This window comes from Mycolicibacterium xanthum (assembly GCF_019710635.1).
In the GTDB taxonomy this organism is placed as follows: Bacteria; Actinomycetota; Actinomycetes; order Mycobacteriales; family Mycobacteriaceae; genus Mycobacterium; species Mycobacterium xanthum.
Genome location: NZ_JAIFZS010000011.1, coordinates 54,397 through 76,018, shown reverse-complemented (window position 1 = coordinate 76,018; position 21,622 = coordinate 54,397). Strand labels below are relative to the sequence as shown.

The window sequence follows — 21,622 nt, the reverse complement described above, 5'->3', positions numbered from 1 at the left end:
TGGGGGTACCCCTCCCCGACAGTCCCATGCACACAGATCTTCCGAAAGGCAGCGCCGTGGCTTCCGATCTCCTCTCCCAAGTCGTCAACTCAGGCCCGGGCGGTTTCCTGGCCAGGCAGCTCGGGGTGCCGCAGCCCGAGCTGCTGCGCCGCTATCGGCCGGGGCAGCCGCCGCTGGCCGGCTCGCTGCTGATCGGCGGGGCGGGCCGGGTGGTCGAGCCGCTCCGCGCTGCGCTGGCCGAGGACTACGAGGTGGTCGGCAACAACCTGGGCGGGCGCTGGGCCGACTCGTTCGGCGGGCTGGTCTTCGACGCCACCGGCATCACCGGACCGGCGGGCCTGAAGGGCCTCTACGAGTTCTTCACCCCGCTGCTGCGCAACCTGGGCCACTGCGGACGCGTCGTCGTCATCGGCAGCACCCCGGAGGAAACCACGGGCGTCCACGAGCGCACCGCCCAACGCGCGCTCGAGGGGTTCACCCGCTCGCTGGGCAAGGAGCTGCGGCACGGGTCGACCGTCGCACTGGTCTACCTGTCGCCGGACGCCAAGCCCGCCGCGACCGGGCTGGAGTCGACGCTGCGGTTCGTCCTGTCGGCGAAGTCGGCCTACGTCGACGGACAGGTGTTCCGGGTGGGACCCGCCGACGCCACCCCGCCCGCCGACTGGGACAAGCCTCTCGACGGCAGGGTCGCCGTCGTCACCGGGGCCGCGCGCGGTATCGGCGCCACGATCGCCGAGGTGTTCGCTCGCGACGGCGCCGCGGTGGTGGCAGTGGACTTGGACAATGGAGCGGGGGCTGCCGAGGCGCTGTCCGAAGTGGCTTCCAAGGTCGGTGGCACCGCGCTGACGCTGGACGTCACGGCGCCCGACGCGGTGGACCGCATCACCGCCCACGTACGCGAGCACCACGGGGGCCGGCTGGACATCCTGGTCAACAACGCCGGCATCACCCGCGACAAGCTGCTGGCCAACATGGACGAGGCCCGCTGGGACGCGGTGATCGCGGTGAACCTGCTGGCCCCGCTGGCGCTGGCCGAGGGCCTGGTCGGCAACGGCACGATCGGCGACGGCGGGCGGATCATCGGGCTGTCCTCGATGGCCGGCATCGCCGGCAACCGCGGCCAGACCAACTACGCCACCACCAAGGCCGGGATGATCGGCCTCACCGATGCGCTGGCCCCGCAGTTCGCCGAGCAGAACATCACCATCAACGCGATCGCCCCCGGGTTCATCGAGACCAAGATGACCGACGCCATCCCGTTGGCCACCCGCGAGGTCGGCCGGCGACTGAACTCGTTGTTCCAGGGTGGGCAGCCCGTCGACGTCGCCGAGGCCATCGCGTACTTCGCCAGCCCGGGTTCCAACGCCGTCACCGGCAACACCATCCGGGTGTGCGGCCAGGCCATGCTGGGCGCGTAGGCCGTGAACGAAGCTTGCGAGCGAACCAACAGATGATGAGCGATCAACAGCCCTCCGGGCTGAAGAACCTGCTGTGGGCCGCTGCGGGCGCGCTGCCCTTCGTCCCGCGCGGCGACAGCCTGCCCGACCGCACGCTGACCGTCGGCGAACTGCCCATCGACGCCGACAACGTCGCCGCCTACGCGAACGTGACCGGTCTGCGTTTCGGTGACACGCTGCCGCTGACATACCCGTTCGCACTGACCTTCCCGACCGTGATGTCACTGGTGACCAGCTTCGACTTCCCGTTCGCCGCAATGGGTTCGGTGCACGTGGAGAACCACATCACCCGGTACCGGCCGATCGCGGTCACCGACACCGTCGGTGTCGCGGTGCACGCCGAGAACCTGCGTGAGCACCGCAAGGGTCTGCTGGTCGACATCGTCACCGACGTCAGCGTCGGCAACGACACGGCGTGGCATCAGGTGACCACGTTCCTGCATCAGCAGCGCACCAGCCTGTCCGGCGAGCCCAAGCCGGAACCGCAGAAGCAGCCGAAGCTGCCGCCGCCCAACGCGGTGCTGCGGATCACGCCCGGCCAGATCCGGCACTACGCGTCGGTCGGCGGGGACCACAACCCGATCCACACCAACGCGCTGGCCGCCAAGCTGTTCGGGTTCCCGACGGTGATCGCCCACGGAATGTTCAGCGCCGCGGCCGTGCTGGCCAACATCGAGGGACAACTACCCGACGCGGTGGCCTACTCGGTGCGGTTCGCCAAGCCGGTGGTGCTGCCGGCCAGGGCCGGACTCTACATCGACCGGAGCGCCGACGGCTGGGAGCTGACGCTGCGCCACCTGACCAAGGGCTACCCGCACCTGACCGGCACGGTCAGCGGGTTGTGAAACCGGCGTCAGGTCGGCGCGCCGACGGATGCGTCGACCTCGGCGGCGCCACCCGACTGTTCGGCGGGCCGGCCCTTCAGGCCCAGCCAGAACAGGTCGATCATCAGCTTGGCGGCATCGTCGACGTCGGCGTCACCGGTGCTCACCCGCGACGCGACCGCCTCCCCGGCGCCGACCAGGGCGACGGCCATCATGTCGAAGTCGGTGTCCGGCTCGGGATGCCGGGTGCCGGCACGTAGCAGGCCCCCGACCAGCTCGATGATCTGTTCGCGACCTTCCCGCACGGTGTGGGCAAAGGCCTGCGAGCTGGTCGCCTGGGTGTAGAGCACCATCCACGACGCGCGATGGGCGTCGATGTACTTCAGGAACGCCAGAACCGCGTTTCTCAGCAACTCCTTGGGCGCCTCGTCGAAGTCGATCTGGTTGCGCACCTCGTCGACGAACCGGGCCAGCTCACGGTTCAGGCAGGCACCGAACAACTCCTCCTTGGAGCCGTAGTACAGGTACAGCATCGGCTTGCTGATCTGCGCCTCGGCGGCGATCGCGTCCATCGACGTCTCGTGGTAGCCGTTCACCGAGAAGATCTGCACCGCGGCGTCGAGCATCTGCTGCTCGCGAACGGCACGCGGCAACCGCTTGGTTCCACCTGCCATGAGCGAGCCTTCCTGACCGAGAGGCGAACTGTTCCCTACCCCAGGGTAAGCACCGGGGAACCGATCAGCCGCCGCAGCTCGGGGACGGGCCCTTCATCGCGGCCATCCGCTGGACCGACGCGTCGACGCCGGCCATCGACAGCTCGCCGGCCGCCACCGCCTGTTCGAGCCGGTCCAGCACCGCGGGAACCTCGGCGGTGGTCACCCACAGGGCCACGTCGGCACCCGCCTGCAGGGCACGCAGCACCGCGTCGGCCACCCCGAAGCGGTCGCTGACCGCCCGCATGCTGGACAGGTCGTCGGTGAAGATCGGACCGTTGAACGGCGGGCCGCCGTAGTCGCCGGAGCGCAGCAGCGCATACGCGGCCGGGCTGAGGCTGGCCGGTTCGCTGCCGGTCAGGCCGGGCACCTGCATGTGACCGACCATCACGGCGACCGGCGCCTGGGGGGTCAGCGTGCGGTAGGGCACCAGATCGTCGGCCTTCAGCTGGTCCAGCGGCGGGGTGACGACGCTGCCGGCATGCGAGTCGCCCGACCCGTGGCCGTGCCCCGGGAAGTGCTTGAGCACGGGCAGCACCCCGGCGTCACGCAGCCCCTGGGCGTAGGCACCGGCGAAATCGGTGACGGTCGTGGGGTCCGAGCCGAACGACCGGTCACCGATGACGCCGTCCGCGTCCGAGGTCACGTCGACGACCGGGGCGAAGTCGATCGTCACCCCCAGGGCCCGCATCTGGTTGCCGCGGTCGAAGGCGATCTGGCGGACCTGTTCGGGGGTGCTGGTCTGCGCCAGCGCCCTCGGTGACGGCTGGCTGCCGATCAGGCCGGCCAGCCGGGACACCCGGCCGCCCTCCTCGTCGACGCTGACCGCCAGCCGCAGCGGGCCCGCGGTGGCCGCGATGTCGGCCAGGCCCCCCGGCAGCATCGACAGGTTGGTCCAGCTGCCGATCATGATGCCGCCGACGTGCTGGTTCTCGACCACCGCCCGCGCGTCGGCGGCGCCGGTCACCCCGACCATCAGCAGCTGGGCCAGCTTGTCGCGGGTGTTCATGGCGGCTGGATCGCCGCATACCGGGGCCGCGGGAGGCGGCGGCGCAGCAGGCGGCGGGCCCAGGTTCGGGACGGGCCCGGCCGCCATCGACACCGTGGAAGCGGGTCCGGGGGAAGGCGCCTGATCAGCACCAGAGGTGCAGCCCAGCAGCAACGAGGATGCCGCCAGCACCCCGATCAGGGCGCCGGGCACGGTCGATCGCATGGCCATGCGTCCCGACCCTAGCGGTACTGGCCGGCCGCGATCCACGGCACGGCCGACCAAACTCCCTGGCGTGCTAGTTTGGCGCGCATGGATCGGTTTCTCGTGCCCGCCGCGGCCAGCATCGTGGTCGGGTTGTTGTTGGGTGCGGCGGCCGTGTTCGGGGTGACGTTGATGGTGCAGCAGGACACGAAGCCCCCGCTGCAGGCGGGCGATCCGGCGTCATCGGTGCTCAACAGGGTCGAGTACGGCGACCGGAGCTGACGCGAGCGCCGATACGGTGGCGCCGCTGCGGCGGCGCTGGCTGTGGGTGGCCGCCGCGGCGGCACTGGTCCTGACGTTCGCCCAGTCACCCGGACAGATCTCCCCCGACACCAAGCTCGACCTCACCGCCAACCCGCTGCGCTTCCTGTCGCGCGCGTTCACGCTGTGGAACAGCGACCTGCCGTTCGGTCAGGCCCAGAACCAGGCCTACGGATATCTGTTCCCACACGGCGCCTTCTTCCTGGCCGGGGACCTGCTCGGCCTGCCCGGCTGGGCGACCCAGCGGCTGTGGTGGGCGCTGCTGCTCACCGTCGGTTTCTGGGGCCTGCTTCGGCTCGCCGAGGCGCTGCGGATCGGCACCCCGACGTCGCGGGTGCTGGGTGCGGTCGCGTTCGCGCTGTCGCCGCGGGTGCTGACCACGCTCGGCGCGATCTCGTCGGAGACGTGGCCGATGATGCTCGCGCCGTGGGTGCTGCTGCCGATGATCCTCGCTTTGCGGGGGTCGGCCGGCACCTCCCCGGAAACCTCCCGGATCCGGCTGCTGGCGGCGCGCTCGGCGCTGGCGATCGCGCTGATGGGCGCCGTGAACGCGGTCGCGACGCTGTCGGCGTGCCTGTGCGCGGTGGTGTGGCTGCTCTGCCATCGCCCCAATCGGACCTGGTGGCGCTTCACCGCCTGGTGGCTGGGCTGCACCGCGCTGGCGGTGACCTGGTGGGTGGTGGCGCTGCTGCACCTGGGCCGGATCAGCCCACCGTTCCTGGACTTCATCGAGTCCTCCGGCGTGACGACGCAGTGGATGTCGCTGACCGAGATGCTGCGCGGGACCGCCGCATGGACCCCGTACGTGGCGCCGAATGCGACCGCGGGTGCGCCGCTGGTGACCGGGTCGGTGGCGGTGCTGGCGACGACGCTGGTGGCCGCGGCCGGACTGGCCGGGCTGGCGCTGCGCAGCATGCCGGCCCGGGGCCGGCTGATCACGATGCTGCTGGTCGGCATCGTGCTGCTGGCGGCCGGATACTCCGGCACACTGGGCTCGCCGATCGCCCACCAGGTGCAGGCATTCCTGGACGCGGGCGGAACCCCGCTGCGCAATCTGCACAAACTCGAGCCGTTGCTGCGGCTGCCGGTCGCGCTCGGACTGGCCCACCTGCTGGGCCGGATCCCGCTGCCCGGCAGCGCGCCACGCGCGGTGTGGCGCGGCGCGTTCGCTCATCCGGAGAACGACAAGCGCGTCGCGGTCGGCGTCGTGGTGCTCTCGGCGCTGGCGGCGGCCACCGCGCTCGCCTGGACCTTCCGGCTGACCCCGCCCGGCGCGTTCGACGCGATCCCCGGCTACTGGCACGAGACCGCGCAGTGGCTCGACGAGCACAACACCGGATCCCCCACCGCGGGCCGGGTGCTGGTCGCCCCCGGCGCTCCGTTCGCCACCCAGGTGTGGGGCAACAGCCACGACGAGCCGCTCCAGGTGCTCGGCGAAAGCCCGTGGGGGGTGCGCGACTCGATCCCGCTGACGCCGCCGGAGACGATCCGTGCGCTGGACTCGGTGCAGCGCCTGTTCGCGGCCGGCCGGCCGTCCGACGGCCTGGCGGACACGCTTGCCCGGCAAGGCATTTCGTATGTGGTCGTGCGCAACGACCTGGACCCCGACACCGCACGGTCGGCCCGTCCGATCCTGGTGCACCGCGCGATCGACGGTTCCCCGGGCCTGACCAGGGTGGCCGAGTTCGGCGACCCGGTCGGCCCCGGCACGCTGGAGGGGTTCATCGCCGACAGCGGCTTGCGCCCCCGCTATCCGGCGGTGGAGATCTACCGGGTGGACGGCGCGCACGCGGCCGCGGCGCCCTATCTGTCCGACGCCGATTCGATGGCCCGGGTGGACGGCGGACCGGAGTCGCTGCTGCGGATCGACGAGCGGCGCCGCCTGACCGGGCAGCCACCGCTGGGGCCGATGCTGCTGACCCAGGACGCCGAGCGTGCCGGGCTGCCGGCGCCGCTGGTCACGGTCACCGACACGCCACTGGCCCGGGAGACCGACTACGGCAGGGTCGACGACCACACGTCGGCGATCCGCACCCCCGACGATGCCCGCCACACCTTCAACCGGGTGCCCGACTATCCCGCCGACGGTGCCGAGACGGTGTACGGGCAGTGGGACGGCGGGCGGATCACGGTGTCGAGTTCGGCCGCGGATTCCACGGCGCTGCCCAATGTCTCTCCGGCATCGTCGCCTGCGGCGGCCATCGACGGCGACGCGTCGACCAGCTGGGTGTCCAATGCGCTGCAGGCGGCGGTCGGCCAGTGGCTGCAGGTGGATTTCGACCACCCGGTCACCAACGCCACCATCACGATCACCCCCAGCGCCACCGCGGTGGGCGCGCAGGTGCGCCGGCTGGAGGTGGCGACCGTCAACGGCACCAGCACGGTGCGGTTCGACGAGGCGGGTCAGCCGGTGACCGTCGCCTTGCCCTACGGCGAGACGCCGTGGGTCCGCATCACCGCGGTGGCCACCGACGACGGGTCACCCGGCGTCCAGTTCGGCATCACCGATTTCAGCGTCACCCAGTACGACGCCAACGGCTTCGCCCATCCGATCAACCTGCGCCACACCGTCGAGGTGCCGGGGCCACCGCCCGGTTCGGCTGTCGCACAATGGGACCTGGGCTCCGAACTGCTCGGACGCCCGGGCTGTGCGGAGAGCCCGACCGGTACCCGGTGCGCGGCGCTGATGGCGCTGGCCTCCGAGGAGCCGGTGAACCTGAGTCGGACGCTGACGGTGCCCGAACCCACACCGGTGACCCCCACCGTCTGGGTCCGGGCCCGGCAGGGACCCAACCTGGCCGATCTGATCGCCGAACCGGGCACGGTGCGCGCCGCGGGCGATGCCGACCCGATCGACGTGCTGGGATCCGCCTACGCCGCCACCGACGGCGATCCGGGCACCTCGTGGACCGCACCCCAGCGGGTGGTACAGCCGCACACCCCGCCCACCCTGGTGCTGAAACTGCCGTCGCCGCGCACGGTGGCCGGGCTGCGCGTCGCGCCGAGCTCCTCTGCGCTGCCGGCCCATCCACGGATGATCGCCGTGGACCTCGGCGGCGGCCCGCAGGTGCGCCGACTGTCCGACCGCACCCAGACGCTGCAGCTGCAGCCCCGCCGCACCGACACCATCACCGTGTCCCTGCTCGATTGGGACGACGTGATCGACCGCACCGCACTGGGTTTCGATCAGCTCAAACCGCCGGGACTGGCCGAGATCGTCGCGCTCGACGAACTCGGGGCCTCGATCGACGCCGCCGACGCGGCCACCAACCGGGACCGGAGCATCACCCTGCCGTGCGGTCGCGGACCGATCATCGCGGTGGCCGGACAGTTCGTCCAGACGTCGGTGGCGACGACGGTCGGTGATCTGCTGGACAACCGCCCGATCCCGGCACAACCCTGCCGCGGTGAGCCGATCACGCTGCCCGCCGGTCAGCAGGAACTCCTGATCAGCCCCGGCCCGGCGCTGATCGTCGACGGCGTCACGCTCGACGCGCCGCAGGCCCACGAGATCACCCCCGCGGTCACGGCGCCGGTATCCACCGGCGGGTGGCGCAACGACCGACGCGACGTCGAGGTGCCGCCGTCGGAGACCGAACGGATTCTGGTGGTTCCCGAGAGCGTGAACCCCGGGTGGACCGCGCGCGGCACGGACGGCGCCGAACTGCGCGCCGTCACCGTCAACGGCTGGCAGCAGGGCTGGGTGCTGCCCGCCGGCACCTCGGGTGCCGTGACGCTGAGTTTCGACTCCAACACCGGCTACCGCGTGGGCCTGATCGGCGGAATGGCGCTGCTGCCGCTGCTGGCCCTGCTGGCGGCCGTTCCGGGCCGCCGGGTCCGTCCGCCGGCGCCCGCCGCCCGGCCGTGGCGGCCCCGCCCGGCGGTGCCGGCGGCGGCGAGCCTGTGCGCCGCCACGGTGATCTCCGGATGGGCGGGGGCACTGCTCGCCGGTGCCTGGCTGATCCTGCGATATCGGTTGCGCTTCCGCCAGAAGCTCTGCGACACAGTCACCTTGGTCGCCGTGGCGGGCGGCCTCATCCTGGCGGGAGCGGTGCTCAGCCAGAACCCGTGGCGTTCCGTGGACGGATACGTCGGGCACTCGGCCTGGGTGCAGCTGCTCGCGCTGGTCTCGGTGGTGGCGCTGGCCACCTCCACCGTCTCCTTCGCCGGCCGGGCTCCGGCTCCCGACGACCACACCGGTGAATCCGGCCATCAGCGCGCACCCGCCGACCAGGATGGAGCCCATGACGCATCCCGTTCCGCCGATCGGAACCCAGGTATCGGCGCTGGCCGCCCGGGATCCTGACGCCGCGGCGGTCACCTGTGACGGGGTCACGGTCAGCCGGGCGGAACTGGATGCCGCGACCAACCGGCTGGCGCGGGCGTTCGCGTCACACGGGGTCGGGGTCGGCGACTACGTGACGATCGTGCTGCCGAACTCCCTGGACTGGGTGTACGCGGTGCTGGCCTGCTGGAAACTCGGGGCGATCCCCCAGCCGCTGTCGGCCCGGCTGCCCGACGCGGAGCTGGCGGCGCTGCTCGGGCTGCGGCGTCCGACGCTGCTCGTCGGCCGGGCCGATCCCACCGGCCTGACCCCCGATGTGGCGGTCGATGCGGGCGCGGAGTTCACCGACGACCCGCTGCCGGAGGCGGTGTCGCCGGTGTGGAAATCGATGGCCTCCGGCGGCAGCACCGGCAGGCCGAAGCTGATCGAGGCCGGCGGCGACAGCCGGGTACCCGCCGCGATCGGGTACCCGCTGGGCGCCCAGGAGGGCGACGTGACGATCATCTCGGTGCCGTTGAGCCACAACACCGGCTTCACCACGTTCGCGATCGGCCTGCTGCAGGGCCACCACCTGGTGGTGATGCCGCGGTTCGAGCCGGCCGAGTTCCTGCGTCTGGTCACCGAGCACCGGGTGACGTTCCTGACCACCGTCCCGACGATCATGCAGCGGCTGCTGCCGGTGTACCGGGCCGACCCGCAGCGCTACGACCTGTCCTCGATCCGCCGGTTCTGGCACCTGGCCGCGCCGTGTCCGCCGGCGGTGAAGCGCGCCTGGATCGACCTGATCGGACCCGACGCGGTGTGGGAACTCTACGGCGGCACGGAGTTGCAGGCGCTGACGTTCATCTCCGGGGCCCAGTGGCTGGCCCGCCCGGGCTCGGTCGGCGTGGTGGTGGCCGGGGAGATGAAGGTGCTCGACGACGACGGCGTCGAGTGCCCGCCGGGAGTACCGGGCGAGATCTACATGCGGCCCGCCCAGGGCGGCCGGGCCACCTACCGCTATGTCGGCAGCACCGCCCGGTCCCGCGACGGCTGGGATTCGCTCGGCGACCTGGGCTATTTCGACTCCGACGGCTTCCTGTACCTCAACGACCGCCGGGTCGACATGTTCACCGTGGGCGGGCGCAACGTCTATCCCGCCGAGATCGAGGCGGCGCTGGCCGAGCACCCGCAGGTGCTTTCCAGCCTGGCGGTCGGAGTTCCCGACGACGATCTGGGGCAGGTGCCGCACGTGATCGTGCAGGCGGTCGAGGCCCAGGGCCTCGACGGCGACGCGGTGGTCGCGTTCCTGACCGACCGGATCGCACCGCACAAGCTGCCGCGCACGGTGGAGTTCACCGACCGGCCGTTGCGTGATGACGCGGGCAAGGCGCGCCGGTCGGCGGTCCGCGACGAGGTGATCGCGCGGCGGGCCGCGCAATCGGGCTGAGGCGCGGCGGGCCGCGCAATCGGGCTGAGGCGCGGCGGGCCGCGCAATCGGGCTGAGGCGGTCAGCGCGCGACGGCGGGTTCGATCGTCTCGGTGACCGAACTGTCCAATGGGGTCGGGGAATTGCTTCTCTCCCAGCGGCGCAGCGCGTTGCGGCAGGGCGACTCGACCAGTGCGTAGCTGACCGCGGCGATCGCGAAGCCGAACACCACCGTGAGCACCAGCACCACGGTGAAGTGCCCGTTGAACGCGAACTCGCCGATCATCGGGAACACCATCGCCAGTGCTGCCAGGTGCCACACGAACAGGCCGTAGGACCAGCGGCCGAGCGTGACCATCGAATCGCTGCCGAGGAACCGGTGCGACGTGCCGGGCCGGTCCAGGACCAGCGGTGCCAGCAGCGCGCCGGCCACGACCGCGCCCATCACCGTCTTGAGGGTGACCTGGGCGATCGAACCGGGGTGCAGACCCTCCCGGCCCGCCAGCGGGGACGCGGCCACGACGAACGCCGCCACCGCGATCAGCGCCATCAGGATCCGGTGGCGAGCCAGCCGGTGCACCCAGCCCACCCGTGTCACGGTCAACTCGGCGAGCACCATGCCCGCGGCGAACCAGGAGAAGAAGGCCGGCGGCCAGTTCCACAGGTTGTGCCCCGACGCGCCGTCGAACGGGATGTGCACCCAGAACAGGCTGGCCAGCGCCGTGGCCAGGATCGCCGGTGTCCGGGCCCGGACCGGGAGCCGGCGCGCCAGCAGGGCCAGCAGCGGCAACGCGAGGTAGAAGCTCACCTCGACCGACAGGCTCCACATCTGGGTGAGCCCGGCGGTCAGCGTCAGCGGGACATAGATCTGCGTCAGCGTCAGGTTGGCCAGCCAGACGGTCAGGTCGGCCTGGGCGTCGGGCAGCAGCGTCAGGATCACGACGACCGCGACCAGGTATCCCGGCATGATGCGCACGATGCGGGACCGCAGGTAGTGCCCGGTGGCCGGGCGCGACCGCAGCCCGCGCGCCGCGGCGGCGTGCCCCCGCCACAGCAGGAAACCGGAGAGCGCGAAGAACACCGCCACAGCCAGGTCGAAGCGGCCCAGCAGCCGACCGACGGCGCCGGTGGTGTGGCCCGTCTGGAACGCCACGTGGGTGACCACCACCCCGATGGCAGCGCAGGCGCGCAGCCCTTCGACGGCGGGCAGGAACCCCCGCGTCCCGCCGACGGAGTTCTCATCGGCGACGGTCACCGGTGCGGTCACGCCCAACAGTGTGCCCCGCGGTGCGCGGCCGCGGTGAAAACGGGTAGTCAAGCGGGTACCGACCGGCCTGGTCCGGTGGGAGAGGTGCGGTTCCGCGAAGCGCTCGTAGTGAGCGACGGCCCAGGTTCCGGCTGTTAGGGTCGAACGGGTTTTGCCGCCACGCGCCCGGGCCCGGGTTCGTGGCGGTACGCGAAGGGAGACACGGTATTGAACCGCGCAGTCGCGCTGAGGATCGCCGCGTGCGGAATCATGGGCCTCGGAGCCGCGTTGCTCATTGCCGCGTTGCTGCTGTCCACCTATACCAAGGGCAAGATCTCCAAGGTCCCCCTGGACATCGATGCCACGCTGGTCTCCGACGGCACCGGCACCGCGTTCGATCCCGCGTCGCTCAACGCCGACCGGTTCGTCGTCAACGAGGACGTCCCGCTGGTGCAGCAGCAGCAGATCAGCGTCGAGTCGCCGGCCAATGCCGACGTGGTGACGCTGCAGGTCGGCAGCTCGCTGCGGCGTACCGACCAGCAGCAGGACAACGGTCTGCTGCTGGCGATGGTCGATACCGTGACGCTCAACCGCGAGACCGCGATGGCCGTCTCCAGCGACAGCAACCCGGGTGGCGCGGTGCAGAAGCCCCGCGCGATCGAGGACGAGGAGCCGCCCACCAACATCGCGCTGCCGCATGAGGGGCTGACCTACCGGTTCCCGTTCGACACCGAGAAGAAGACCTACCCGTTCTTCGACCCGATCGCCCAGAAGGCGTTCGACGCCAACTATGACGGCGAGGAAGATGTCAACGGGCTGACCACCTACAAGTTCACCCAGAACGTCGGCTTCGACGCCGACGGCAAGCTCGTCGACCCGGTGAAGTACGCCTCGCTCTACGACGACGACGCCGACAGCCAGGCGACCGCGCCGGCCCGGCTGTGGGGAATCGAAGCCGAGGATCCCGAAGAGCCGATCACGATGACCCGCTACTACGCCGCCCAGCGCACCTTCTGGGTCGACCCGGTGTCGGGCACCATCGTCAAGCAGGCCGACCGCGGGTACCACTACTACGCTCGGGAGGCCCTCGAACCCGAGATCACCTTCGCCGACTACACCGTGACCAGCAACGAGGAGACCGTCGAGTCCCAGGTCGCGGCCGCCCAGGACGAACGCGACCGGATCGCACTGTGGGGCCGCATCCTGCCGATCACGTTCACCGCACTCGGCCTGGTCGCGCTGATCGGCGGCGCGCTGCTGGGCGCCTTCGCGCTGCGGACGGAGTCGATGCTGACCGATCCGGGGCTCGACGACACCGGCGGCCGGTTCTTCGGGCACCGCGACGACGACGGCGAACCGGTACCCGGCGCCGAGGCCAAGACCGAGAAACTGCCCGCGCAGCGGCCCTCGGATCTGCCGCCGGACAAACCGGTCTGATCGCCCGGTTCATTCCGCCGGTCTACGCGCTGGCGCTGACCCTGGCCGTCGCGGGGCCGCTGGGAGCGCCCGGGTACCTGCTGCTGCGGGATGCGGTGTCGACGCCGCGGTCCTACCTGTCCGACGCTGCGCTGGGCCTGTCCGAGGCCGCGCCGCGGGCGCTGCCGCAGGATTTCGCGGTGGCGCTGGCCTCGTCGTTGCTCGACGGCGGGGTCGTGGTCAAGACACTGCTGGTGGCCGGGCTGTGGGCGGCCGGTTACGGTGCGGCCCGGCTGGTCGCCGCGGTGCTGCCCGACGCCGGTGTGGCGGGGCAATGCGTCGCGGCGACCGTGGCGGTGTGGAATCCGTACGTCGCCGAACGCCTGCTGCAGGGCCACTGGAGCCTGCTGGTGGGCTACGGCAGCCTGCCGTGGGTGGCGGCCGCGGTGCTGAGGTTGCGCGGAGCGACGCCCCACCGTCCGCCGAAATGGCATTCCAGCAGTGAAAGTGCGAGAGGGCGCCTGCCGGAATGCCATTTCGGCGGCATCGGGGCGGTGCTGTTCTGGGTGGCGCTGGCCGGGCTGACACCGACCGGGCTGATACTGGCCGCCCTCACCGCGCTGGCCTGCGCACTGGCTCCGGGTGACGGCCGACCCCGGTGGGTCTGCGCCGCGTTGAGCCTGGCCGCGGCGCTGGGCGCTGCGCTGCCGTGGCTGGTCGCCTCGGCCGTGGCGACGGGCTGGGCCGAACAGCACGGCGACCTGGGGACGGCGTCGTTCGCGGCGCGCGCCGAGCCTGGCCTCGGCACGCTGGGCAGCCTGGCCAGCCTGGGTGGCATCTGGAACGCAGAGGCGGTACCGGCTTCGCGGACAACGCTTTTCGCCATCGCCTCGGCCGTTGTCCTGCTCGGTGTGGTTGCGGCCGGGGTGCCCACCCTGATCCGGCGCCGCACCGCGGTGCCGCTGTTGGTGCTCGCGGCCGTCGCCGTCGTGGTTCCCGCGCTGGCGGCGACCGGCCCGGGCCTGGCCGCGGTGGAGGCGGTGGTGCGGGCGGCGCCGGGCCTGGGCGTGGTCCGGGACGGGCAGAAGTGGGTGGCACTGGCGATGCCGGCCTACGCGCTGGCGGGCGCGGCGGCCGTCATCGCGCTGCGCCCGCGGGTGCCCGCGGTGGCCACCGCCGCGGTGTGCTGTGCGGCGCTGGTGGCGACGCTGCCGGACCTGGCCTGGGGGGTGGGTGGCCGTCTGGTGCCGGTGCACTATCCACCCGGCTGGCAGGCCGCGGCAGCGACCATCAACGCCGACCCGCGGCCGGTGGCCGTGCTCCCCGTGGACAGCATGCGGCGATTCGGCTGGGCCGGGGACGCACCCGTGCTGGACCCGCTGCCCCGCTGGGTCAGCGCCGACGTGCTCAGCACCGGCGATCTCGTCATCGCGGGCCGGCTCATCCCCGGCGAGGGCACCCGCGCCCGGGAGATCCAGCAGATGGTGGTGTCCGGCGTCGACCGCGACCGCCTCGCCGAAGCGGGCGTGGGCTGGGTCGTCGTCGAGGGTCCCCAGGACCGGCCACCGGAGCTGCCGGTGGCCTACCGCGACGCCGATATCGCGGTCTACGCGGTCGGCGGGGACACGCCGCCGTCGACGCACCGAACGCTGCTGATCGCCGCGCACGCGGTGTGGCTGGGTCAGCTCGGTGCCGGTCTGGCCGTGATGCTGCTGGGGCTACGCCGGCGCCGGGTTCACAGCCCGCAGAGCAGCGGCGACACCAGATAGACCGGCCACAGCCCACCGACCAGGAGATAGGCGCCCATGTCCGCACCCGCCGGCAGATATCTGTTCAGCAGTTCCTCGAGCTGTTCCACCTGCTCGACGTGGAAGAACGCCCACACCAGCCCGATGACCACGTAGGGAACCAGCAGCCACAGCCCGAACTCCAGCATGCCGGCCACACTGACCCGCCGGCTCAGCGCTCGGCGGATGGCAGCGCGCAGACCTGTCATCGTCACCCCTCAAACCAGCCTGCGCTGCCGGCGAACCCGCAACCGGACATCGGCCAGCAGCAGATGACTGCCGCCCTGCCGGATGAGGCCGGGCAGGAAGCGGTTCACGAACGCCACCGACAGAAACAACCGCTCGAAGCACCATTGCCGGGCCGACCCCCAGCCCAGGCCGAGCGCATCGCGGAACACCGGGGCCAGAAACCCGGCGGTGAGGAACTTCAGCAGCGGCCTAAAAGGCAGCGCCAGCAGCGGATTGATCATCCGCAGCTTGATCAGGTCCATCAGATAGCCGCGCACCACGTCGTCCATCGCGACCTGCCGGCACGCACCGTCCCAATAGTCGTCGAACTCGGCGCGGGTGAGCGGCCACTGGTCGTCGGTCACCTGCAACGTGGTGCCCAGCGGCCGGGCCGACAGATAGAACTGCTCGGCCTGCTCCGCTGTCATCCGTCCGCGTAGCAGCTGGTAGGTGTCCTCCAGCCCGACGAACAGGCACGCCGCCACCCACATCTGCAGGTCGCGGTCGAAGGCGTTGTAGCGCACCGGACTCGACGGACCCGACCGCACCTGGCGATGCACCGTGTCGACGGCCCGGCCGAACGCGGCCCGGTCGTCGTCGGATCCGATCACCGCGACGGCCAGGTACTGGAAGGTGGTGCGGGCCCGCTTCCACGGGTGCTTCATCAGGCTGCCCGATTCGACCTTGCTCTCCACGACGCCGTGCCCGACACCGGGGCGCGACAGCTGCATCACGACGTTGGCCGCACCCGCGGCGAACGACCAAAAGTCCATCGCATCGGCGGCCCGTACCGGCCCGTCGTCCCAGCGCGCGGTGTAGCGGGTGATGATGATGCGGTTGGCGGTCATGTCGGGCACAGACCGGGGACCAGCAACACGGGCCACGCGACGATCGATCCGAGGAAGTACACCACCTGCTGCGGCCCGCCGAGACCGGCGAGGCGATCGGTGTGGGTCAGCGACCAGATCAGGCCGATCACCAGGTACGGCGTCGCGAGCAGAACCGCGACGCCGAACCATTCGGCGATGGTCATCTCGTAGTCCAGTACCCGGCGCACGACGCTGAGCATGGCCACTATGTTAACGTCGATAACCGGCGATGTCCGCAATACCGCACATCAAGTTCGCATGTCCAGGCACCCGACGAGACATCGTTGTAAACGTCGAGTCCTCAGAGCACTCCGGAGGCGACACGACCCTGCCCGACCGTCTCGAGCACCGCGCGCATCGCGTCGGCGCTCTGCGTCCAGGAGAACTCGCCGCTGCGGACCTGGGCCTTGGCGCCGAGCTGTTCGCGCAGCACGCCATCGGACAGCGTCCGGTCCAGGCCGTCGACCAGCCCGTCGAGGTCGTCGACGAGCAGCCCGGTCACCCCGTCGACGACGGAGTCGGTCAGCCCCCCCGAGCAGCGGTAGCCGATCGTGGGCACACCGTGCTGGGCGGCCTCGATGACGGCCAGGCCCCAGCCCTCCTTCGCCGACGGCAGCACGTGCACCCAACTGCGCTGCAGCACCGCGTGTTTGGTGGCGTCGTCGACGTGACCGTGGAACGTGACCGCATCGGAGATCCCGAGCCGACGCGCGTGCTCGACAAGGGGCCGCTCCCACCAGCCGCCGCCGAGCACATCCAGCTGCAGCTCCGGTATCCGCGCACGTAACCGGGCGACGGCGTCGAGCGCGTCCTCGATCCGTTTGTGCGGCACCAGCCTGGACAGCACGACGACCCGTGGGGTCGATGACCGGTCGGCCGTCTCCGGCGGAGCGGGGTCGACACCGTTTCGCACGATCGCGACGTGCCCGGCGCTTACGCCGAGCAGGGTCAGGTCGCGCGCACTGGGCAGCGACACGGTGACGTACTGGTTGCGCCGGTGCACGAGGGGCGACAGCCACGATTCGACCAGCCAGCCGATTCTCCCGGTCACCCGCCCTGCCACCGGCCACTGCTCGCGGTGGCAATGGTGCACAAGGACGACCACCCGCCTGCCGTACACCACCCGGGACATGAACGGCAGCCCGTTCTGGGTGTCGATGACGACATCGGGGCGCACGTGGCGCAGCGGGCCCAGCCCGATCCGGGCGGCGGCCATCGCCAGCAGCGCCCAGACATACACCGAATAGCGGCCACCGCGGCGCTGGATGGCCACGCCGTCGACGATCTCCCGCGCGGCAGAGCCCTCGTAGCGAGCGGTGCGCAACGTGACCCGGACGCCGGAACCGGCGAGCTGGGCGCCGATGCGCTGCAGATAGGTCTCGCTGCCACCGCCCTGCGGGTGCCCGGTGTCGCGCCAGCACAGGATCAGCACGGAGCGCACGTGGGTGGGGGAACGGTCGTCCATCGCCGTTCAGACTAGCGGCGGCCGTCGGACATCGTCGTTCAGACTAGCCGCGCGTCCGGAGTGGCCGCGCGTCCGGAGTGGCCGCGCATGGGCGGGGCGCGGGCTCCGGGACGGGGCCGCCGGGTCCTATGGTGGCCGGGTGCCCGCCACCGAACTGTTCGCCCGGCGGGCCACGCTGTCGCGGTCGCTGCGCCTGCTGGGCGCGTTCCGGTTCGAGCAGAGCGATCCGGACCGGTTCTACGGGGCGCTGGCCGACGACACCGTCGCGTTGGTGAGCGAACTGTGGCGCGCGACCAACGGCGCGCCGCCCGACGGCCTGACGTTGCTCGACGTCGGGGGTGGGCCGGGTTACTTCGCGACGGCGCTCACCGACGCGGGGCTGCGCTACATCGGGGTGGAGCCCGATCCTCGGGAGATGCACGCCGCCGCGCCCCGCATGCACCGCCGCGCCGGCGCGTTCGTCCGCGCCTCCGGCATGAGGTTGCCGTTCGCCGATGCCAGCGTCGATGTCTGCCTGTCCTCCAACGTCGCCGAGCACGTCCGGGAGCCGTGGCGCCTCGGCGACGAGATGCTGCGCGTCACCCGCCCCGGCGGGCTGGTGGTGCTGTCCTACACCGTCTGGCTGGGCCCGTTCGGAGGCCACGAGATGGGCCCGACGCATTACCTGGGCGGCCGCCGCGCCGCCGATCGCTATGCCCGCAAACACGGCCGTCGACCCAAGAACGACTACGGTTCGTCGTTGTTCGCTGTGCATGCGCGCGACGGCCTGCGCTGGGCGCACCAAACCGGGGCCCTGGTGGCCGCATTTCCCCGCTACCACCCCCGATGGGCCTGGGGGTTGACGCGCGTGCCGGTGCTGCGGGAATTCACGGTGAGCAATCTGGTGCTGGTGCTCAGCCCGCTCTGATGGGCCGACTGCAACAGGTTCTCGTTTTCCCGATCGGTGGGTAGTGTGACGGGCATGACACCGCGCACGCGAGGAGCGACAACGATGGGGCGCACGCGAGGAGCAAATCGATGACGCAGGGCACCGCGTTCAAGACCTGCTGGGACAAGTTGTTCATCGGCGGCAAGTGGGTGCGGCCGGCCACCGCCGAGGTCATCGAGGTGCACTCGCCGGCCACCGGTGAACTGGTCGGCAGGGTGCCGCTGGCCTCGGCCGCCGACGTCGACGCAGCCTGCGCGGCCGCCCGCAGGGCCTTCGACGAGGGTCCGTGGCCGCGGATGTCGCCCGCCGAACGCGCCGAGGTCCTGGGCCGTGCGGTGAAGATCATGGAGGAGCGCGGCGACGAGCTGAAGTTCCTGCTGTCGGCCGAGACCGGCCAGCCGCTGATGATCGTCGACATGATGCAGTACGGCGCCGCGATGTCGGCGTTCCAGTACTACGCCGCGGCCGCGGACAAGTTCACCTGGCAGGAGATCCGCGACGGCATCTACGGCCAGACCCTGGTGGTGCGCGAGCCGATCGGTGTGGTCGGCGCGGTGACCGCGTGGAACGTGCCGTTCTTCCTGGCCGCCAACAAGCTCGGCCCGGCCCTGCTGGCCGGCTGCACGATGGTGCTCAAGCCGGCCGCCGAGACCCCCCTGTCGGTGTTCGCGATGGCCGAGATGTTCGCCGAGGCCGGGCTTCCCGAGGGGGTGCTGTCGATCGTGCCGGGCGGACCGGAGACCGGCCGGGCGCTGACGGCCAACCCGAATCTGGACAAGTTCACGTTCACCGGGTCCTCGGCGGTGGGCAGGGAGATCGGCAAGATCGCCGCCGACAAGCTCAAGCCGTGCACCCTGGAGTTGGGCGGCAAGTCGGCCGCCATCATCCTCGAGGACGCCGACCTGGATTCCACGCTGCCGATGCTGGTGTTCTCCGGCCTGATGAACTGCGGCCAGGCCTGCGTGGGACAGACCCGCATCCTGGCACCCCGGTCGCGCTACGACGAGGTCGTAGAAAAACTCGGGGAAGCTGTCCGCAACATGCCGGTCGGGTTGCCCGACGATCCCGGCGCCGCGATCGGGCCGCTGATCAGCGAGAGGCAGCGCGATCGCGTCGAGGGCTACATCAGGAAAGGCGTCGAGGAAGGCGCCCGCCTGGTCACCGGCGGTGGCCGGCCCGAGGGGCTCGACGGCGGCTGGTTCGTCCAGCCCACGGTGTTCGCCGACGTCGACAACTCGATGACCATCGCGCAGGAGGAGATCTTCGGCCCGGTGCTGGCGGTGATCCCGTACGAGGACGAGGACGATGCGGTGCGCATCGCCAACGATTCGGTCTACGGGCTGGCCGGCTCGGTGTACACCACCGACAATGACAAGGCCCTGCAGATCGCCCGCAAGATCCGCACCGGCACCTACGCGGTCAACATGTACGCGTTCGACCCGGGTGCCCCGTTCGGTGGCTTCAAGAACTCCGGCATCGGCCGCGAGAACGGCCCGGAGGGCATCGAGGCCTACTGCGAGCCGAAGAGCATCCTGCTGCCGTTCGGCTACACCCCGGCCTGATCCGCCCGTGTCACTGGGGCCGAGCAGAAGGCCCCGGCCTGATCGGGGTCAGAACCCGGCTTCGGGCAGCTCCATCGCGGTCAGGTCGACGGACTGCAGGACCTCGCGCTGCGCGGTGAGCATGGGCAGCATGTTCCTGGCGAAGAACTTCGCGGTGGCGACCTTGCCGGTGTAGAAATCAAGGTCCCGCTCGCCGAGCTCACCGTCGAGCGCGGTCAGTGCGGTCTCGGCCTGCTGCAACAACAGCCAACCGATGAACAGGTCGCCGACGGCCAGCAGGAACGGCACCGACTGCAGGCCCAGCCGGTAGAGCTGCCGGGGATCCTGCTGCGAGTCGACGAGGAACTTGGTCATGGTCGTGACCATCTCCTGCACGTCGGTCAGGGCGGTGGCCAACAGTCCGCGGCCCTCGGCGAGTTCTTTGTGGCCCTCACCGTCCTCGAGGAAGCGGGTGATCCTGCCCACCACGTGCATCAACGCGCCACCCTGATCCCTGGCGATCTTGCGGAAGAAGAAGTCCTGCGCCTGGATCGCCGTGGTGCCCTCGTAGAGCGAGTCGATCTTGGCGTCGCGGATGCACTGCTCGATCGGGTAGTCCTGCAGGAACCCCGATCCGCCCAGGGTCTGCAGCGACTCGGTCAGGCACTGGTAGGCCCGTTCGGAGCCGACGCCCTTGACGACCGGCAGCAGCAGGTCGTTGACGCGCTCGGCCATCGACGCGTCGGCGCCGGAGACGGCGTGGGCGACCACGGCATCCTGGTGCGCGGCGGTGTAGAGGTACAGCGCCCGCAACCCCTCGGCGTAGGCCTTCTGGGTGAGCAGGGCGCGTCGCACGTCGGGGTGGTGGATGATGGTGACCCGCGGTGCCGACTTGTCGGTCATCTGCGTCATGTCGGCACCCTGTACGCGGCTCTTCGCGTAGTCCAGTGCGTTGAGGTAGCCGGTCGACAACGTCGCGATGGCCTTGGTGCCCACCATCATTCGGGCGTATTCGATGACCTTGAACATCTGCGCGATGCCGTCGTGGGTGTCGTTGACGAGCCAGCCGACCGCAGGCACACCGTGCTGGCCGAAGGTCAGCTCGCAGGTCGCCGAGGCCTTCAGCCCCATCTTGTGCTCCAGGCCGGTGACGAACACGCCGTTGCGCTCGCCGGGTTCACCGGTCTGCGGATCGAAATGGAACTTGGGCACCAGGAACAGGCTCAGCCCCTTGGTGCCCGGCCCGGCGCCTTCGGGGCGCGCCAGTACCACGTGGATGAGGTTCTCGAAGAGATCGTCGGTGTCGCCGTTGGTGATGAAGCGCTTGACCCCGTCGATGTGCCATGTCCCGTCGGGTTGCGCGACCGCCTTGGTGCGGCCGGCCCCCACATCGGAACCGGCGTCGGGCTCGGTGAGCACCATCGTCGCGCCCCAGTCGCGGTCCATCATCAGCGACGCCCAGTGCTGTTGCTGCTCGTTGCCGATGCCGTAGATGATCTCGGCCATCTTCGGCCCCGCCAAATAGATGAACACCGCGGGCTGGGCGCCGAGGGCGAACTCGTTGATCGCCCACTCCACCATCGACGGCGCGGGCACCCCACCGATGCCCTCCGGCATCCCGACGCGGAACCAGTCACCCTGCTGCCAGGTCCGGAACGATTTCTTGAACGGCTCGGGGATGCTGACGGTGTGTGCGGCCGGGTCGAACGCCGGCGGGTGGCGGTCCGTCTCGGCGAATGCCTCGGCCAGCGGGCCCTCGGCCTGCTTGGCCGCCTCGTGCAGCATCTGCCGCACCGATTCGCCGTCGAGATCCCCGAAGGCGCCGCCGGACAGCACCTCCTCCAAGGCGAGGGTTTCGAAGAGGTTGAACTCCAGGTCGCGGATGTTGCTCCTGTAGTGGCCCATGCTGCGCCCTTCTGTTCGTCGGTTAGCCGACAGACTA

At 70.9% G+C, this 21,622-nt stretch carries 17 protein-coding genes; 9 read left to right on the top strand and 8 right to left on the bottom strand.

The features are described from left to right. The first annotated feature begins 56 nt into the window (after positions 1-56). Positions 57-1,418 (top strand): 3-oxoacyl-ACP reductase, encoded by a 1,362-nt coding sequence (locus tag JDV09_RS06510; protein WP_308124032.1) that lies wholly within the window; start codon positions 57-59, stop codon positions 1,416-1,418. A gap of 32 nt (positions 1,419-1,450) precedes the next feature. After that, positions 1,451-2,302: a MaoC/PaaZ C-terminal domain-containing protein gene (locus JDV09_RS06505; protein WP_372452857.1), complete on the top strand. Its 852-nt coding sequence runs from the start codon at positions 1,451-1,453 to the stop codon at positions 2,300-2,302. Between the two features lie 8 nt (positions 2,303-2,310). Here the strand turns inward: JDV09_RS06505 and JDV09_RS06500 are convergent, their stop codons facing one another. Then, positions 2,311-2,955: a TetR/AcrR family transcriptional regulator gene (locus JDV09_RS06500; RefSeq protein WP_221368302.1), complete on the bottom strand. Its 645-nt coding sequence runs from the start codon at positions 2,953-2,955 to the stop codon at positions 2,311-2,313. Between the two features lie 64 nt (positions 2,956-3,019). Next, positions 3,020-4,213, bottom strand: coding sequence for a glycoside hydrolase family 3 N-terminal domain-containing protein (locus JDV09_RS06495; protein WP_221368301.1), 1,194 nt, complete (start codon positions 4,211-4,213; stop codon positions 3,020-3,022). Between the two features lie 81 nt (positions 4,214-4,294). On the opposite strand from JDV09_RS06495, the gene JDV09_RS06490 reads away from it, so the two are divergent. The 3 genes from JDV09_RS06490 to JDV09_RS06480 are packed head-to-tail and all read left to right on the top strand — an operon-like array spanning position 4,295 to position 10,221. Beyond that, positions 4,295-4,468, top strand: a complete 174-nt coding sequence (locus JDV09_RS06490) for a DUF2613 domain-containing protein (protein ID WP_014813542.1) — start codon at positions 4,295-4,297, stop codon at positions 4,466-4,468. Positions 4,469-4,484: 16 nt separating this feature from the next. Beyond that, positions 4,485-8,813 (top strand): alpha-(1->3)-arabinofuranosyltransferase, encoded by a 4,329-nt coding sequence (locus tag JDV09_RS06485; RefSeq protein ID WP_221368300.1) that lies wholly within the window; start codon positions 4,485-4,487, stop codon positions 8,811-8,813. Further along, positions 8,752-10,221, top strand: coding sequence for an AMP-binding protein (locus JDV09_RS06480; protein ID WP_221368299.1), 1,470 nt, complete (start codon positions 8,752-8,754; stop codon positions 10,219-10,221). Before JDV09_RS06485 ends, JDV09_RS06480 begins: the two co-directional genes overlap by 62 nt. A 61-nt stretch (positions 10,222-10,282) precedes the next feature. Here JDV09_RS06480 and JDV09_RS06475 read toward each other — a convergent pair whose 3' ends face one another. Then, complete coding sequence (locus tag JDV09_RS06475; RefSeq protein WP_308124031.1) at positions 10,283-11,467, bottom strand: acyltransferase family protein; 1,185 nt, start codon at positions 11,465-11,467, stop codon at positions 10,283-10,285. Positions 11,468-11,674: 207 nt separating this feature from the next. Between JDV09_RS06475 and pgfA the strand changes: the two genes are divergently transcribed. Both pgfA and JDV09_RS06465 read left to right on the top strand, forming a co-directional pair. After that, complete coding sequence (gene pgfA / locus JDV09_RS06470) at positions 11,675-12,883, top strand: cell envelope lipid trafficking protein PgfA (RefSeq protein WP_221368298.1); 1,209 nt, start codon at positions 11,675-11,677, stop codon at positions 12,881-12,883. Positions 12,884-12,894: 11 nt separating this feature from the next. After that, positions 12,895-14,631, top strand: a complete 1,737-nt coding sequence (locus JDV09_RS06465) for an MmpA family trehalose lipid delivery protein (protein WP_221368490.1) — start codon at positions 12,895-12,897, stop codon at positions 14,629-14,631. On the opposite strand, the gene JDV09_RS06460 is transcribed toward JDV09_RS06465, so the two are convergent. The 4 genes from JDV09_RS06460 to JDV09_RS06445 form a co-directional block, all read right to left on the bottom strand. Continuing rightward, positions 14,598-14,858, bottom strand: a complete 261-nt coding sequence (locus JDV09_RS06460; protein WP_221368297.1) for a hypothetical protein — start codon at positions 14,856-14,858, stop codon at positions 14,598-14,600. The genes JDV09_RS06465 and JDV09_RS06460 overlap by 34 nt on opposite strands. A 9-nt stretch (positions 14,859-14,867) precedes the next feature. Then, a complete protein-coding gene (locus JDV09_RS06455; RefSeq protein ID WP_221368296.1) occupies positions 14,868-15,725 on the bottom strand; it encodes an oxygenase MpaB family protein in 858 nt (285 codons plus the stop codon). Then, on the bottom strand, positions 15,722-15,946 hold the full coding sequence (locus JDV09_RS06450; protein ID WP_221368295.1) for a hypothetical protein: 225 nt from the start codon (positions 15,944-15,946) through the stop codon (positions 15,722-15,724). Before JDV09_RS06450 ends, JDV09_RS06455 begins: the two co-directional genes overlap by 4 nt. A gap of 101 nt (positions 15,947-16,047) precedes the next feature. After that, on the bottom strand, positions 16,048-17,211 hold the full coding sequence (locus tag JDV09_RS06445; RefSeq protein WP_221368294.1) for a glycosyltransferase family 4 protein: 1,164 nt from the start codon (positions 17,209-17,211) through the stop codon (positions 16,048-16,050). Between the two features lie 139 nt (positions 17,212-17,350). Here JDV09_RS06445 and JDV09_RS06440 point away from each other — a divergent pair, with 139 nt between their 5' ends. Continuing rightward, on the top strand, positions 17,351-18,118 hold the full coding sequence (locus JDV09_RS06440; protein ID WP_221368293.1) for a class I SAM-dependent methyltransferase: 768 nt from the start codon (positions 17,351-17,353) through the stop codon (positions 18,116-18,118). A 110-nt stretch (positions 18,119-18,228) separates the two neighbouring features. Continuing rightward, positions 18,229-19,701: an aldehyde dehydrogenase gene (locus tag JDV09_RS06435; protein ID WP_221368292.1), complete on the top strand. Its 1,473-nt coding sequence runs from the start codon at positions 18,229-18,231 to the stop codon at positions 19,699-19,701. Positions 19,702-19,749: 48 nt separating this feature from the next. On the opposite strand, the gene JDV09_RS06430 is transcribed toward JDV09_RS06435, so the two are convergent. Beyond that, positions 19,750-21,585 carry an acyl-CoA dehydrogenase gene (locus tag JDV09_RS06430; RefSeq protein WP_221368291.1) on the bottom strand — a complete coding sequence of 612 codons (1,836 nt, stop codon included), beginning with the start codon at positions 21,583-21,585 and terminating at the stop codon, positions 19,750-19,752. Positions 21,586-21,622 lie beyond the last annotated feature (37 nt).